Source organism: Psychrobacter sp. PL15, from assembly GCF_035984995.1.
Classification (GTDB): Bacteria; Pseudomonadota; Gammaproteobacteria; order Pseudomonadales; family Moraxellaceae; genus Psychrobacter.
Genome location: NZ_JAXCIB010000018.1, coordinates 22,759 through 39,405 on the forward strand (window position 1 = coordinate 22,759; position 16,647 = coordinate 39,405).

The window sequence follows — 16,647 nt, forward strand, 5'->3', positions numbered from 1 at the left end:
GTTAACTTATGTGTTATGGCTTATATTTTACGGATTTGGAAAGGCTATGAGCTGGCTTAAGCAGTTAATGACTTCATGGCAAAAAACACAGCTACAACGACCAGAACTGGCATCTATGTTTGCGCCGCCCGTAGCTGAGTGCTGGGTCGCTATTGACTGCGAGATGACTGGACTTAACCCCAAAAAGCACCATTTACTATCAGTAGCTGCTATCCATATTAATGGCGATACTATTGATACGGGTAATGGCCTGCATCTGGTCTGTCGCCCACCAGTTATGCCTAATCGCGATACTATCGTTATTCATGGACTACGCAGCGCGGATGTTGAGATCGGTATCAGCTATGATGAGATGCTCGCGCTACTGCTACCCTTTATTGATAATAGACCCATAGTAGGATTTTGCCCGCAGATAGATACCAGATTTTTAAATCCATTGGTGAAGCATTATATGGGCACTGCCCTACCTAATGAAGTGATTGATGTGCGCCAACTATACAGTCGGCGGAGGGGCGGTCATACTCAAGATATCCCTAATCAGTCGCAGCATTTGAACAAGATTCTGGCCCATTATAATATTCCTCAATTAGGAACTCATGATGCCTATAACGATGCGGTAATGACTGCCATGGCATTTTTACACATACGCTGATGGTGGTTGATGGTGGCTACTTTTGCACGCTCGCGGCAAACTTTTAAAAACAGGCATCTATAGTTAAAATATCTTAAAAACGCTACAGTACTGCTGGTATAAGCTTTTTGCAGCCTCTGTCTGCGTAGGCACAGCAAGCAAGAAAAACTTATGCCAGCAGTACGTTATATATCGATATTACGTTTCATTAACTATACTTTTGTTATATGAGTTTTGTGGCGTCGCTGCGCCAATTTAGCAACTCATGTTAACATAGGCGGTTTTTGCCACCTGACAATAGATTGCTCATGCGTACCCTCTTTCAGTCCTGCCATCAGTCCTTCCATCAATCCCGCCATCATCGCCCATTTATCAATGACACTGTATTCTTTCCAGTAAAACTGCGGCTATTTAATAAGGCCTTTATGCCCTCAGCAAGGCCAACTGCAGTCTGTACATTGCTTGGTGCGTGCATGGTCTTAATACCTTTGAGCGCTCAAGCCATATTACCAGAGGCCATTCAAACAGCACTTACTCGAGCAGAGTTAACACCAGATGATATCAGTATCATAATAACGCCAGTCGGCGAGAAACAGGCCAGTCGCTTGCCACTGCCGATTCAGGTTATTGATAGTTCACGTGTTCTTGATACTCGTATTGACAGTGCTAGCCCCAATAATATCAGTACTGAACCTAAACTAATGACAACTACCAATGCTAGCACTGCAGATCAAAATCCTTCTAAGAACGTTAACGTCAATAAAAGTATAAACAGCCAGACCACACTTATTATTATTGAGAAACAGGTCATTCAACGAAAAGAACGCCAGCGAAACGCTTATACCGACGACCCTTATACCCACCAAAGCCTCAATAGTGAGCCATCCATCCTGCCAACGAATCAGGGCATTAGTGATGACTCTGCTACTATTAATAATGAATCAATAGCCACTAAAGCTATATTAGCTCCCTTGCTGAGCCACCAACCCAATATCGCGCGCGCGCCTGCCAGCACTATGAAGCTCATTCCTAGCTTTATTGCTCTTGATACCTTGGGTGCTGACTTTGTTTGGCTGACACGGGTTTATCATACTGGCATGGTAATTGGTAATCGTTTGTATGGCGACCTCATTATTCAAGGTAGCGGTGATCCAAAGATGACTCACGAGCGCCTGCAACAACTCTTATATCAAGTACAAAAAGTAGGTATTCATCATATTGATGGTAACCTCATTATTGATAGCGCTATCTTTAAAAATATCAGCAAGGATCCTGCGGCTTTTGACAACGCCCCACTACGACCTTATAACGCCAGTCCTGACGGATTTTTGGTTAACTTTGGCAGTATGGGTATTCACAGTTATCCGCTAGGTAATGGCCAAGCACAACTCAAATATACCCCTGAACTGGCAAACTATCAGCTACCCAAGCTGATAGACACACGACCCGCCGCTTGTTCTCAAGCAAGTTATAGTTTGGCGCCGCAATGGCAAACGAATAAATTAAGCCTCAATGCCAAGCTACCCGATAGCTGCGGTGAGCATATATTTTATGTGACTTATCCTGACGCTAAAGACTTTGCCGCCCGCGTGGTTGCCAAAAAATGGCAGCAGCTGGGCAATACGCTTAGCGGTCAAGTGCTGACCCAAGAGACCGTTTATAAACCTGCTCTAGGTGCTCAAGCCAGACGCGGTTTAGCAGCATTGCCACTGTCACCGTTACCGATCGTCAGCTATCCATCGCTGACGCTTACTCAGCAGATATATGATATCAATCATTTCTCAAATAATGTTATGGCCGAACAAGTAACGCTATCATTAGGGGCATACGACAAAGGCAATCAAGATCAGCAAAATTTAGCGGCTTCTACAGTGCAATCTATCAATAACGCTATATTGCAACCTACCAGCAGCGCTGCCACCAGCTTATATCAGTTCGGTAGCCCCGTCGCTACCAGCTATCCTCAAGCACTACAAACTATTAATGACTGGTGGCAAACACATCTGATCACGCCGCCACCCTATCTGACCAATGGTTCTGGGCTATGCCGAGAGTGTACCGTTACCGCTGCTAACTTGGACGAGCTGTTAGCTTACGCGTATCACCAGCCAAGCTTTGCTGCCTATGTTGATTCATTAGGCGTCGCTGGTGTGAGTGGCACTATTTTGCATCATAGCGAGCGCTTACCAGATTCGGCCGCTATTGGACGGGCATGGATCAAGACGGGCACTTTGAATAATGTCACGGCAATGGCAGGTTATGTCAAAGGGCAGTCAGGCCAAGACTATACTGTGGTAGGATTGATTAATACCAAAGAAGCGTTAAACCCTTATGCTGCCAGACCGGTATTGGACATCATGTTGGACTGGACTGCTCAGCACTGATGGCGACTAAGAAAGCTTTAGCAGCATGACAGCCGTGACAGGTAGCTCTTAAGAACCAAGTGTTACCCTGTTAATTAAATAATAGTTTTGATTCTAATATAGGCAAGTATATGTCAAGCAACAGGCCCACCCTTAGTAAGCGCCAGGTTCAACCAAACCACTCTGGACAACTTGAAAAGACCAGGTTGGTGCAATACGTAGGATTTTTTGCGATTGGCTATGTGCTCTCAAGCGCGGTTTTCATGATGATTCAAAGCAAAGTAACCATTAGCTCACAACTGGTCACCGTACTATCGGTCTTAATTGGGGCTTATATTGCGGTAAATAAATTTATTAAGCATCACCAGCGTGCGCTGACCACCAGCGAAATTAATCGTTTAACAGTAGGCAGTATCGGGGCAGTCTGGCTCGCCACCATTATTTATTTCTTTAGTCTATGGCTATTACTGTTCGATGCTATCGATCGTGAAGTATTGATTGAGATGACCGCTCAGCAGCCCCTACCTTTGCTTAGCGCCTTAGTAATGATATTACTACTCACTTTGGTCAGTGCTCGTATAGGTGTTTGGGTATTTAATCGCTTACTTGCCCCTAAATAAAAACCATGACGCCAGGCAGTTAGGATAGTCGCTCTATGTTTCACCTAAATTTTTATGGGTCGAGCGACTAATTAGGCAAGCCACTATAACGCGCTACAAAATTTTTATACTATTATTGAGTAAATTGGTTACGCTAAATTAAAGGGCTGTGTTGTTGAGGTATAAGCTACCCGACATTATCGCTATTTGTCTCACTATTAGGAGTAAAGTAATATGGATATGCTACTTTTTGACAGTATAGACAAGCTTGGACGAATTGTACTTACCGCAGCTATGGTATATGTCTTAATCGTGTTGATCACTAAGGTTTCAGGCAAACGCTCCACATCCCAACTCAATAACTTTGATTGGATCGTCACGGTGATGATTGGCTCCTTAGGCGCCAGTACTATTTTGCTCGAAAACATACCTTTTATAGAAGGTGGTGCTGCCATCATAGTGCTGTATTTATTACAGTTTTTAGTAACTAAATACGCTGCTATTTCACCACAGTTCAGCAGCGTTATTTTGTCTGAGCCACGCATTGTATTTTATCAGGGTCAGTATTTACCTGAGGCCATGCAAGCTGAGCGTCTGACCCGCCAAGAGCTTGATTGTGCGATGCGCTCGGAAGGCATCCATAGCTTAAGTGATATTGAGGCCATAGTCTTTGAGTCCGATGCAAAACTCACGGTCATATCCAAGTCCAAATCTTCTGCACTGGCTGACGGCGAGGTTCAAGTTTCTGAGACTATTGCCAACTTGACCTAGATTCATTGAAACCGAGTCTTACTGAAATTCAAACTCGTTGAGATGAAGGTGTTTATAGCACTCCAATTGACTTTGAGAGTGTTGGATGCCTCTTGGATCTTAGTAACAACGAATAGATAATCATGGATATGCCTCTACTCTGCCGTTAACTTAGTGATCAAATCTTGATTACTAGCCCTAATTACTAGCCCTAATTACTAGCCTTGATGACTAACATAAGGAAAAAGTGAGGATAAATTCAGGTGGTGATCTAAGAGCTATAGTTTTTATAATGATAATGAAGCCCATAAAAAAGGACAGTGGCATAAGCCTGACTGTCCTTTTTTAAACTATTATTTAATTAGCTAGAAACTATAACACTATTTTATGCGGCTCCATGTCTGTGTACGACCGAACATAGGCAAACCAACATAGCCGCGAAGCTCGAGACTCTGTCCATTATCACTTAAGGTCATTTTACCTGAATAAGTTTTGCCATTTTCAGGGTCTATGACTGTGCCATCCGTCCATACATTGCCGCCACTAGTTTTAAAACCTGTCAAGAATTTCAGCCCTAAAACCGGTTGATCCTTGAGTGATCCAGAGCAGAGAGTACACATTTCTTTAGCATCTGCAGGATCAAAGATTTTAACTATCTTGCCAGATATTTGTCCGCTATTTTCTGATAGTAAAACAATGGCTTTTTTCTCACCAGTTTTATCATCTACAGTTTGCCACTTGGTGTCACTAAGTGAGGCGGCTAGCGCAGCAGTAGATAATAAGGTAGTTACGCCGACGGCTAATAGACCAGATATAATGCGATTCATAAACGATTCCTTTCGCAAGTAGTAGAATATCTAAAACAATATCCCAATGAATACTTAAATATCATTAGACAATCGTTCAGTTAAAAGGTAGTAAACCACACATACGTCTAGTAGTAAAGTATATATTTCACTAAAAAAATACTGTTATAGAATCAAGCTCGATGGCGATCGGTTATACTTTCAATATAAAGTCGCTCCCTGCCATGGATGTGTTAAAGTTTTCAACGATATTTACTGGTATCGAGTGACCTTGATATCACTCTGATTGTACCAAAATTATACCAACTGTTAGATAAGTGACACTATTAGGTGAGCAATACTATATGAAAGCAAGAATTTTGACCGTTGGTACTAAAATGCCCCGTTGGGTCCAAGAGGGCGTTGATGAATATTACAAACGTATTCAACCCATGCTGAGCACTGAAATCGTTGAACTTACAGCTGCTAAACGCGCCAAAAACCCTTCTGATGCTAATGTAGCGCAATACTGTGAACTAGAGGGTCAAACTATATTGGCCGCCCATGCTACTGCTGGACGGGAACAGCTATGGGTGTTGGATGTCAAAGGTAAGATGCTGTCAACGGAAGACTTGGCAGGTAAACTGACTGATGCAATGCAGCAAGGCGATGACATTGCACTGGTCATCGGGGGCGCAGATGGGGTATCACAAGACGTATTGGCACAGGCCGATATAAAATGGTCGTTGTCAGCACTGACACTACCCCACCCTCTAGTGCGCGTGGTGCTGATGGAACAATTGTATCGAGCCATGAGTCTTAATAATAACCACCCTTATCATCGCGGCAATTAACAATGTATGAGATCCACTACGTATAAAACCAACGAGCAGACGATTATGGTGGCAGACCAACTAACGAATCCGCTGTAATAATTCAGCTAAAATTTTTAATCGGCAGCCAGATATCAGTTTTATATTTAACTCCCTATTTTTGAGCAGTCCATAAAACCTCATTAGCAATCAAATAGTAATAGTAAAATAGATTGAAAAATTGGCGCACGCCCTAATAGACTGAACATGAGCTATCCAAAATTTGCTAATTCCAATGTATCTAATCCTAGTCAATATCGCGATTATAATCGCAATGCTGCCGACACAACGACGCCTATCACTGGGGCCGTTGCTTGGTCGGACGCGCCTGCTGGACTGACAAATGCGGCACGCTTGCCAGCGTTGTTTATTTCTCACGGTGCGCCAACCCTTGCGATTGAACAATCAGCAACCACTAGTGCATTAGCCCGTATGGGACAGAACTTACCCAAGCCGCGTGCGATTATCATTATGTCTGCACACTGGCTATCTTCTAAACTTGAAATCAGTAGCAATCCTAAGCCCAAGACCTGGCATGATTTTTCGGGCTTCGACCCTGAACTATATCAGTTAGAATATCCAGCAGCAGGTAATGCGCCGCTTGCCGAATCCCTCGCTCAGCAGCTGAGTGGACGCGGTATTGCCTGTAGTGTCAATCCAATACGTGTGTGTGATCATGGCGTATGGTCGCCACTGCGGCATCTGTATCCACAAGCCGATGTCCCTATCATTCAAATCTCCTTACCACAGCATTACGACAGCGTCGCCTGTTATCAATTAGGCGCGCAGCTGGCGCACTTGCGTAGTCAGCAAATAATGATTATTGGCTCAGGAAACATCACTCATAACCTACAAGCGTTACGCTGGCAATCTGAAAGTGTCGATTATGCGGCTAAAGATTTTAAATTATGGCTACTTCAACAGCTCAAAACTGATGTTCCTACCGCGTTGGACTGGCAGCAGTATCCTAACTTTCGTAATATCCATCCCAGTGACGAACACTTATTGCCATTGTTTTTTGCGTTGGGTGCTGGGCAGCGAGTCTCTGTGGTCCATGAAAGCATGACGCATCATAGCCTTGGTATGGATATTTATCGCTTTGACTGATGGGTTTTTTGAGCTTAATAGCCAGTACTAAACAACATACACCCGGTTATTAAAACCGTATGCTCAAAACTCATATCTGTAAGAACACTCTTCTCATCTACTATAATCAATGAAAAGTAGTATCGATACATAACCTACTACTGGCATAATTTTTTCTTGCTTACTGTGCCTAAGCAGACAGAGGCTGCAAAAAGCGTATACCAGCAGTACCGTAGTGTTTTTAAGGTATTTTAACTATATACGGCGTTGCTACTCCCAGGGTTCTGGAAATAGCGACACCGTACAGCATCTTTTTGAAGTAGAATAACTGTACTGAGTACTTATAAAGTTAAGCTGTTTTTGAGAGAAGTATTACAATTCAAAAGCGGGTTTAGTAAACAGGCCTGCGCGTTCCATCTCTCCTGCGACACTCAATAACGTGGCCTCATCGTTCATACGGCCAATTAATTGCATACCAATAGGCAAACCTTTTTTGCTCATTCCTAATGGCAATGACATAGCAGGTAGTCCAGTAATATTACCTAATATAGTAAAACCCATTTTACCTAATACTGGTGCGCTTAGCTTCTCGATCATGCCCGAGCTAAAGGCAAATTTACCCATATTAAAGCCTTTATTGAGCACGCCAGCGCTGCGCATCAGCATCTCATCCATACGACTTGGTGGCAATATGCCATGTTTTACTGCAGCTGTTGGCACAGTCGGACTCAGAATCATATCGTATTCCGTTAGCAGCTTACCAGTTTGATATTGGCTTTCATGCCAGCCGTGTTTGGCATGGACCAAATCTACCGCTGATAATGAACGTCCCAGCATCGCCATATTATAAGTTTGTGGTTCAAGATTTTTTATGTGCTCCGCCCCAAAACAGTTTTCAATATTATCAATAGTGAAAGCCGTATGCGCGCAAACCACCACCAAAAAATCATGCCAAAACTTGTCAATATTAATATTAGGCTCAGCAGGAATGACCCGATGGCCCATTGACTCTAACTGGGCAACAGTCTGTTCAAGTACCGCTAAGACCTCTTTATCCACTACAGTATTAGCCACTAATGGCTGTTGATGTAAAGCAATGGTTAAAGGCCTTGGCGCACGCATAGCCGCCTGCAAAAATGTGCCATCAGGCGGTGCGATAATGTAAGGTGAGCCGATTTCGGCACCGCTGGTCGCATCGAGCATCGCGGCACTGTCACGAACGCTACGAGTGATAACATGATCGGCGTTAGCGCCATCCCAACCTTCGCTGATTGATGGACCTTGTGGATTGCGACCTCGACTTGGCTTGAGCCCAAATGTACCACACCATGCCGCAGGGAAGCGTATCGAACCACCACCATCACCTGCACCCGCCATAGGAACAATACCGCTAGCCACTGCTGCTGAACTTCCACCTGATGAACCGCCAGTGCTATAACCTTCTTTAAAAGGATTGTGGGCAACACCGTGTGCTTTGGGTTCGGTAGTAATGATCAAACCAAACTCAGGAGTATTGGTTTTGCCAAAGGTATTGACCCCGGTCGCTTTCATACGTTTAACAATTTCACTATCATGCTTGGTCACAATGTTGACGCTGCGACTGCCCATAGTGAGCGGCTCATCAGCAAAATCAAACGATAAGTCTTTGAGCAAATAAGGCACACCAGTGAAAGCCCCTGCGGGCAATTCTGCTTGCGCTGCATGATAGGCGCGCTCATCAAAACGATGAATGATGGCGTTGAGTTTTGGGTTAAGTCTGTTAGCAGTATCAACCGCCGCATCCAGCAACTCTTTGGCACTTACTTGCTTGGAGTTTACTAATGCTGCCAATCCTAACGCATCATATTGGTTATATTCTTTAAACATGTCTGACCTTCCTTGGTATATAAGTGTTGACTGAGTATAGCGCGTTAAAACAAAAGGCAATAGGCACAAGAAGGATAATGACCAGTCAGTAGAATGACTTATATCGAAAATATTGTACTTCTCGCTCTTGATTTTAATGTTTTGTAAGACTAATTTTGGATCAAAAAAGGCGAACTACTCTCGTAACTCGCCTCATATTTACACGATCAGTAGTATTAGTTTTTACATCAATAGCTCACGCTTACCACTTTTACCCATAGAGCTGACCAGTCCCGCCTCTTCCATCGAATCAACAATACGTGCAGCTCGGTTATAACCAATACTAAACTTGCGCTGGATACTAGAAGCAGAAACCTTACGAGTTTCCATGATAAAGCCAACCGCATCATTGTAAAGATCATCATCTTCACCCGATGGACTACCAGTACTACCACCGCCAGAACTGGACAGCTCAAAGTTGCCTGCCATATTATCAATATAATCAGGTGCGCCGCGTTCACGCCAGGCATCACAGATACTGTTGACCTCTTCATCGCTAACATAAGCGCCATGGACGCGGTCCGGTTCAATTTGCCCTGGCCCTAAGAATAGCATATCACCATTACCGAGCATGTCCTCAGCACCGCCACTATCCAAGATGGTTCGCGAATCTACTTTAGAGTTGACTCGCAGAGCGGCACGTACCGGAATGTTGGCCTTAATTAAGCCGGTGATGACATCTACTGATGGCCGCTGGGTGGCCAATATCAAGTGAATGCCTGCCGCCCGAGATTTTTGTGCCAGTCGGGTGATTAACTCTTCTGCCTGCTTGCCCACCTGCATGATCATATCGGCAAATTCATCAGCGACAATGACAATCATTGGTAAGGTTTTAAGCTTAGGTGCTTGGCTGATGCTGACATTATCGTTGGGTCGCCATAATGGATCTAACATCGGATTGCCTGCTTTTTCAGCAGCGCGGACTTTTTTGTTAAACTCATCTAGTTTACGGACTTTAAGTAAGCTCATAAGCTGATAGCGGCGTTCCATTTCTGCCACACACCATGACAAGCTACTGGCCGCTTCCGTCATATCAGTCACGACTGGCGTCAATAGATGCGGAATATCATTATAGTTGGCAAGCTCAAGCTGCTTAGGGTCGATTAAGATAAGTCTCAGCTCACTAGGCGTATATTTAAGCAGCATCGACAGCAGCATAGCGTTGACCAATACTGATTTACCGGAACCTGTGGTACCGGCGACCAACATATGTGGCGCGCGCGCAAGGTCAGTAATAATCGGCTTACCACCGATATCCTTGCCCATTGCCATACTGATTTGCGCTTTGGGGTCGTTAAACTTTTCGGTATCAAGCAACTCAATTAAGCGTACCATTTCACGCTGTTTATTAGGTACTTCAATACCAATATAGGGTTTACCCGGAATGACTTCGACCACCCGCAAAGACGCCATTGATAATGAGCGTGCCAAATCACGCGAAATACCAGTCACCTTACTGGCTTTTACACCTGCGGCAAGCTCTACCTCAAAGCGCGTGACCACCGGCCCCGGTATCGCATTCACTACTTGCGCTTTGACATTGAACTCTTGCAGTTTAATTTCCAACAGTTCTGACAACTGCTCAAGCTCCGCTAAAGTATAGCTGGGCTGGCGATTAGGATCTGGCTTATCGAGGATAGATACCGCTGGAATGGCCGACAGGCTGTCACGATATTTGGCCGTTTGCATCGACCGTGAACGCTGAGAAAAAGCAGCATCGTCATGAATTTCAGGCATGACGGGTGTGTCCAAATCATCGTCAGCAGACCTATCATGCTCTGGCATCATGTCAGTGATGTGATTACTCGAGTCGCCATCTGCCACCAAAAATTTAAAGGTCGGCTTAGGATCTACTACGGTCTCAACACTGGTGCTTTGCTCAGCAGTTTTGACTGAACCAGCGGTAGCCATCGTTGGAGTAGCTTTTGGATTAGTAGGTGGCGTATTGGTTGAGGTCACATCAGCTACGGCGCTTGGCTCTTGCTGATGTGACTGAATACTACTTGCTACGGTAGAAATATCTGCAGTTTCGGGCACTATTGATGATTCAAAAGCATTTGATAACTCAGAGCCTTTATTATTGGCAGAGCTTTCATCATTATCAGGACTTTCATTATTAGCAAAGCCAGTAGTTGAGTCGTCAGCTGAGTTTGATGGCTTGTCTAAGCCTGGTTGCGCGGTCGAGCTATATTGTTGGTCTGCTAATTCTGTACTTTCTGATAGTGTTAGTACGGAAGCTGGAACTGCGATATGCTCTGCTAACCAAGCGTCTGCCAATATATTAACCTTGGAAGTCAGGGCATGTGGTTCATTATTTTCAGCATCAGCATCAGCATCGGCAGCGCTATGAGAGCCCGCTTGATCAGGTGTTTTTTGAACAAAATTCTCTTCTGAGTCAGAAGTGTCTACGTCGATAGTGAAGGAAGCGACGTGCGCCTCTGCAGGTGTAGATAATTCTGGAGGTGAGTCTGTATTTGAAAAATCAATGTTTGAAGCAGCCATAGGATTATTAGAAGCAGGTATATGTTGCTCAGTAATAACTGGCTTATTTGCTAATAACTCTTCAACGGTACCCGCATCATTCCATGCAAAGCTAGGTTCCACTTTGCGTATTACAGTTGTGGCTTGATTAAAGGCAGTCGCTGATCCGTGGCTGTTGTTGCCGGGATGGCTAGCATAGGAGCTGGGTGTGGCTCCTGCTGTTTGTAAACCGTCGTTCATAGCATTTTTTGCCGCAGCCGCCGCTATAGAGGCTTTAACGCTGGCACCAAGTCCTGATTTGGCTAAAAAATCGGTCAATGCATTACCGAAACGACCACTATTCTCTGCTACTGGATTACCGTTAACGCCATGAGTACTCGAAGTAGATTGTAGCTCAAGGGGCAACTGGCCATAGTCTGGCTGCCCTTGCTTGGCCTTCTTGCTGGTTGACTCTTTAGCGGCAACAAGAGTTTGAGTGGTTTGGTGTAGGCCGTTATCTGCTACCGCAGTAGACGGTTCCGTATGCTCACTCCTAACACCAGAACCGAACCAGGCTAAGTTGGTGAGCTTATGATAAAGAATAAGCCAATGGATATTAAACGCAAAGGTCGCGGTAATAATGACGAATACTGTCAAAAATGCCACGCTACCCCACTGTGATAACAGCTGAACCAAACGTACCTGTAATTCAAGCCCAATGATACCACCAGCAAGCCCTTTAAGCCCAACTGCTGCCGGATCTGATACTTGCTGAATTAAGGCGACTAATTGGGCAAATAAGGCACTGGCACTTAATATTAAAAACACATAGGCGATTAACCGTAATAGCCAAAACGTCGATTTATTATCCCACCAAATTAAGATGGATTCGTACACTATAAATGCCAGCAGCCACCATGCGCCAAAACCAAAAAAGCTATAAAGCAAGTCAGATAACCAAGCACCCATCGCGCCACCCATATTATTAATGGTGTTCATGTCGCTACTGATATGCGACCAGCTGGGATCATTACCGGTATAGGTCAGTAAAATAATGAACAGATAAACTGCCACTATTAGCCCAAGAAGGGTGAATATGCCTTTTTTTAAATACTCAATAAGTGCTGCTGATATCACGTAGGATCTGCCTTGTTATTAATACTAAATTATCGCCAACTCATGATTAAACCTAACCATGCTGACATAAAGTGCTCATTTAAATTTGGGTAGCGAACAGGCTATTATTACCCTGTCTATTATGGCATAGCTGCTGGCCTATTATGGTAGTACCAATGCACCAGTAATGCAGTACCAATGCAGTACCAATGCAGTACCGATGCAGTACCGATGCAGTACCAATGCGGTACCAATAAAGGGTACCTAGGATGTCGCTTATGACGTAAAATACGTTCTTAGCACTTCGCAGCTATACATCCTTAGCACTTCGCAGCTAATAGTCATCTGCTAGGTATTTTATTAGATAACAAGATGTGCTAAAAAGTGCGCTATGTACTAAAAGATGCGCTAAAAGATAATTGCGATTCAAATAATGACAGCTTATAGAGTATTCGTTCTATAAGCTGTTGGTTCTATAAGGTGTTCGTTAATGACTATAGCCAGTTTAAAATAAAATAGATGCCCTTGTGTCAGCGTGCTACTGTATCGTTTTTAAATCAAATTGACTGTATGGATTACTTATTTGCGTCAATGCTATCGATAGCGAATAATCCCATCCCGATGCTCATTACATTTAGCATAACTTCTTATAATAACAAATACATAGCTTAGGTGGCGACCCTGTTATTAATAAAGAAGACAAAAATTTAGTCAGCAGGCAAATTTGCAGGTAAACGGATAGGCCAGCAAACAATAACAGCAAGAATATAATGCTATTCGTTCAAAAAAGTCCGCTTGAAAAAGGCAGTATTTGCAGATGACAGTCATGCATTCGATATTATATCAATAATTAATATGCTTTGATTCTAATGATATCCATGTTTATTTTAGCAAACTTGCGCTTTCTACTGAATGGCCTTATGTTAGTATCACTCAGCCATTAGAAAAACATATTAGCACCAACTTTTAATGATTATTTTTCATTACATTTTATATTTATACTTTTAATTTTCATATTTAGTAAGGAACATCCATGACAACTGCTAACCCTACTCGCCACGAAAAACTGATTATTTTAGGCTCAGGCCCTGCCGGCTATTCCGCCGCCGTCTATGCGGCACGTGCGAACCTAAAGCCCGTTATGGTCACCGGTTTAGAAGTAGGTGGACAGCTAACCACCACGACCGAAGTTGATAACTGGCCAGGCGATGCTCATGACTTAACGGGTCCTGCGTTAATGGATCGTATGAAAGCCCATGCCGAGCGTTTTGGTACCGAATTGGTCTATGACCATGTCAACACGGTAGATCTTAGCGAGCGTCCCTTTAAATTGGAGGGCAACAATGGCAGCTATACTTGCGACGCATTGATTATCTCAACCGGTGCCTCTGCCCAGTATTTGGGACTAGAATCAGAACAAAAATTCAAAGGTCTAGGCGTGTCAGCTTGTGCTACTTGTGATGGCTTCTTTTATAAAGACCAAAAAGTGGCGGTTATCGGTGGTGGTAATACTGCCGTTGAAGAAGCGCTATACCTATCTAATATTGCAGCTGAAGTCACTTTAGTACATCGCCGTGATAGCTTGCGCTCAGAAAAAATCCTCCAAGACAAACTATTCGAAAAAGCCAAAAACGGCAACATTAAAATCGAATGGAATCATAGCGTCGAAGAAGTAGTCGGTGATGATATGGGCGTCAATGGCGTGGTGATTAAGTCTACTGTCGATGGCAGCACCAAGCAGCTAGATGTGTTTGGCGTCTTTATCGCGATTGGACACAAGCCTAATACCGACCTGTTCAGCGGCCAACTAGACATGAAAAATGGCTATATCATTGTCAATAGCGGTCTTAACGGTAATGCCACCCAAACCAGTATTGACGGCGTCTTTGCTGCTGGTGACGTGGCTGATCATGTCTACCGTCAAGCGATCACTTCATCAGGAACTGGCTGTATGGCAGCGCTTGATGCCGAAAAATATCTAGATGCCATCGGTGAAACCCATGCTCAAGATCATACTTACGCGTCGACTTTGACTGCGGACAAAGAAGCTTAAGTGAATGATCCTGCTGAGAATGACCACTCTTTAATCGATACTGATGGTCAACATACTAATGTAGATCATATGACGCCTGAGACCTTAAAAAGTCTTGGGCGTTATGACTTCCCCAATCCTGCCGACGTCGACCCTAATGGTATCGGTGTGGTAGCGGTGGGTGGTGATCTGGCTCCCGAAACTCTGATTTCGGCCTATGCTCAAGGGCTATTCCCCTGGTTTAATGAAGATGAACCTATTGCCTGGTGGTGCCCTGAGCCGCGCTGTGTCATGGTGCCAACTGACTATAAGCCGAGTAAATCACTACGTCGCCAGGCCAAACATGAGCGCTGGCAATTGACCCTTAATCAAGCGTTTGATGACGTTATACATGCCTGTAGTTTGCCGCGCAGTGACGGGTTACCAGAGGGCGAGCATACCTGGATTCATGATGAGATGATCGAAGCATACACCGAGCTACATGCTCGTGGCTTTGCCCATAGCGTTGAAGTTTGGGATGATGATGGTCAGCTAATTGGTGGTTTGTACGGGCTCAAGATCGGCAGTATCTATTTTGGCGAATCCATGTTTCATCGCGCCTCAAATGCTTCAAAACTAGCATTTTGGGGGTTAATGCGTTTATGCGCACAAAGTAATGTCGCACTGGTCGACTGTCAGTTACCAAATGAGCACTTGATCAGCTTGGGTGCTACAACTCTGCCACGAGCTGATTTTCTGAGCCAATTAGATACCTTAATTGGCAATCGCTCGGTAACATGGCAACCTGACTCTCATCAAGCATGGGCAGTTGCTATGCTAGAATCCCCAGTACCGTGGCAAATACAAAAAAACGAGTCTTAAAATGGGCGATTATCGCACTATTTTATTGTTTTAATTCTTAATTTTTTATTGAATATTAACTTATTCTTCATGCTCACAAGGTTTTACTATGGCACTAGATAGGTCATTTTTGCTGATTGGAGCGCTGGCATCGCAGGCCAATACTACCAAGGACACTGTACGCCATTATGACCAGTTGGGGTTACTAAAATCCCGTAAGCGTCAGGCAGGATCACGTTTGTATACCGAGTTTCATCCCGAATGCATTGAGCGTATTGAATTGATCAAAAGCGCACAGACCATTGGTTTTACTTTAACTGAAATTAAAGACAGTCTTAATGACTATTATGATGGCCACCTTGACCTCGATGATCAACTAACCGTTACTAAGCAAAAACTTGAACAGGTTAAAAAACAGCAGGCCAATATTAACCTCATGGTTGAGCTACTCGCCGAGCGTATTGCTGTACTGAAACGTATGAAAACAGACGCTACCTACAAGCACAATATTGAGGACTGTAAAGTGCAAACGACACCAACTTCTTAAAAAGAGTTACTCAATATAACTAAGCTGCATAATCAACGCATCTACCGATAACTGATGCAGCTGTTGATAATAGCCTTTGCGTCTATGGATAATCGTAAACCCCTGCTTTTTATATAGCGCTATCGCAGGTGCATTGTCCGCACGGACTTCTAGCAGCAGGCTCTCAACTTCATTGGCTGCCATTGCTTTATTTAGCACTGCAAATAGTTGCGAGGCGATACCCTGACGCTGAGATTGTGGATGGGTACCAATCCGCAGTATTTCGGCTTGCTCAAAGACTATCTGATATAGGCAGTAACCAACGACCTCATCATTAGTTGAATCAGTAGCGGTGATTAGTTTTATGCTGTCTTGGGTAAGTAAGTCAGTAAGCGCCTGGTAAGTCCAGGCATCTTGCGTCTGAACAGCCACTTCAATATCTGCCACTGCTTGGATATTCTTCTGACGTTCAGCGCTATCGTCTGATAGCTTTTTTATACTTAGCATTATCCTTCCTTTATTTTTCTTTTTAAACACCGCTCATTTTTATCAATAAGTTATATTACCACCCTAACGCTTATCGTCATCCATAAAAAAAGCCGCCCTCAATAAAGAGAGCGACTTTTTGACTAACGGTTTAAATACTACATTCAGTCTTAAACGTTAACGTTAGCAACCACAC

13 protein-coding genes are annotated in these 16,647 nt (G+C 43.9%); 9 read left to right on the forward strand and 4 right to left on the reverse strand.

The window, feature by feature from the left end; genetic code table 11:
• Positions 1–46: 46 nt before the first annotated feature.
• From RCH20_RS11585 to RCH20_RS11600, 4 genes are all read left to right on the forward strand, one after another.
• Positions 47–652, forward strand: coding sequence for a 3'-5' exonuclease (locus RCH20_RS11585; protein WP_209955276.1), 606 nt, complete (start codon positions 47–49; stop codon positions 650–652).
• A gap of 287 nt (positions 653–939) precedes the next feature.
• Positions 940–3,015, forward strand: coding sequence for a D-alanyl-D-alanine carboxypeptidase/D-alanyl-D-alanine-endopeptidase (locus tag RCH20_RS11590; RefSeq protein WP_327193702.1), 2,076 nt, complete (start codon positions 940–942; stop codon positions 3,013–3,015).
• Between the two features lie 110 nt (positions 3,016–3,125).
• Positions 3,126–3,614 carry an ABZJ_00895 family protein gene (locus tag RCH20_RS11595; RefSeq protein WP_327193703.1) on the forward strand — a complete coding sequence of 163 codons (489 nt, stop codon included), beginning with the start codon at positions 3,126–3,128 and terminating at the stop codon, positions 3,612–3,614.
• 213 nt (positions 3,615–3,827) lie between these two features.
• Positions 3,828–4,364, forward strand: coding sequence for a DUF421 domain-containing protein (locus tag RCH20_RS11600; protein ID WP_327193704.1), 537 nt, complete (start codon positions 3,828–3,830; stop codon positions 4,362–4,364).
• Positions 4,365–4,723: 359 nt separating this feature from the next.
• Here RCH20_RS11600 and RCH20_RS11605 read toward each other — a convergent pair whose 3' ends face one another.
• Complete coding sequence (locus RCH20_RS11605) at positions 4,724–5,170, reverse strand: DUF2147 domain-containing protein (RefSeq protein ID WP_209955282.1); 447 nt, start codon at positions 5,168–5,170, stop codon at positions 4,724–4,726.
• A gap of 323 nt (positions 5,171–5,493) precedes the next feature.
• Between RCH20_RS11605 and rlmH the strand changes: the two genes are divergently transcribed.
• Positions 5,494–5,982 (forward strand): 23S rRNA (pseudouridine(1915)-N(3))-methyltransferase RlmH, encoded by a 489-nt coding sequence (gene rlmH / locus RCH20_RS11610; RefSeq protein WP_327193705.1) that lies wholly within the window; start codon positions 5,494–5,496, stop codon positions 5,980–5,982.
• 225 nt (positions 5,983–6,207) lie between these two features.
• Complete coding sequence (locus RCH20_RS11615; protein ID WP_209955287.1) at positions 6,208–7,107, forward strand: DODA-type extradiol aromatic ring-opening family dioxygenase; 900 nt, start codon at positions 6,208–6,210, stop codon at positions 7,105–7,107.
• Positions 7,108–7,458: 351 nt separating this feature from the next.
• Here RCH20_RS11615 and RCH20_RS11620 read toward each other — a convergent pair whose 3' ends face one another.
• Positions 7,459–8,952, reverse strand: coding sequence for an amidase (locus tag RCH20_RS11620; RefSeq protein ID WP_209955289.1), 1,494 nt, complete (start codon positions 8,950–8,952; stop codon positions 7,459–7,461).
• A gap of 222 nt (positions 8,953–9,174) precedes the next feature.
• The gene (locus RCH20_RS11625) at positions 9,175–12,588 is read right to left on the reverse strand and encodes a DNA translocase FtsK 4TM domain-containing protein (protein WP_327193706.1); all 3,414 of its coding nucleotides are present in this window, start codon (positions 12,586–12,588) and stop codon (positions 9,175–9,177) included.
• Between the two features lie 1,012 nt (positions 12,589–13,600).
• Between RCH20_RS11625 and trxB the strand changes: the two genes are divergently transcribed.
• The 3 genes from trxB (at position 13,601) to RCH20_RS11640 (ending at position 15,986) form a co-directional block, all read left to right on the forward strand.
• Positions 13,601–14,620, forward strand: a complete 1,020-nt coding sequence (trxB, locus tag RCH20_RS11630) for a thioredoxin-disulfide reductase (protein ID WP_209955293.1) — start codon at positions 13,601–13,603, stop codon at positions 14,618–14,620.
• Positions 14,621–14,689: 69 nt separating this feature from the next.
• Entirely contained in the window at positions 14,690–15,460 is a 771-nt protein-coding gene (gene aat / locus RCH20_RS11635) for a leucyl/phenylalanyl-tRNA--protein transferase (RefSeq protein ID WP_327193709.1), read from the forward strand.
• Positions 15,461–15,548: 88 nt separating this feature from the next.
• Positions 15,549–15,986 carry a MerR family transcriptional regulator gene (locus RCH20_RS11640; protein ID WP_327193707.1) on the forward strand — a complete coding sequence of 146 codons (438 nt, stop codon included), beginning with the start codon at positions 15,549–15,551 and terminating at the stop codon, positions 15,984–15,986.
• 6 nt (positions 15,987–15,992) lie between these two features.
• Here the strand turns inward: RCH20_RS11640 and rimI are convergent, their stop codons facing one another.
• Positions 15,993–16,472 (reverse strand): ribosomal protein S18-alanine N-acetyltransferase, encoded by a 480-nt coding sequence (gene rimI / locus RCH20_RS11645; protein ID WP_327193708.1) that lies wholly within the window; start codon positions 16,470–16,472, stop codon positions 15,993–15,995.
• Positions 16,473–16,647: the final 175 nt, after the last annotated feature.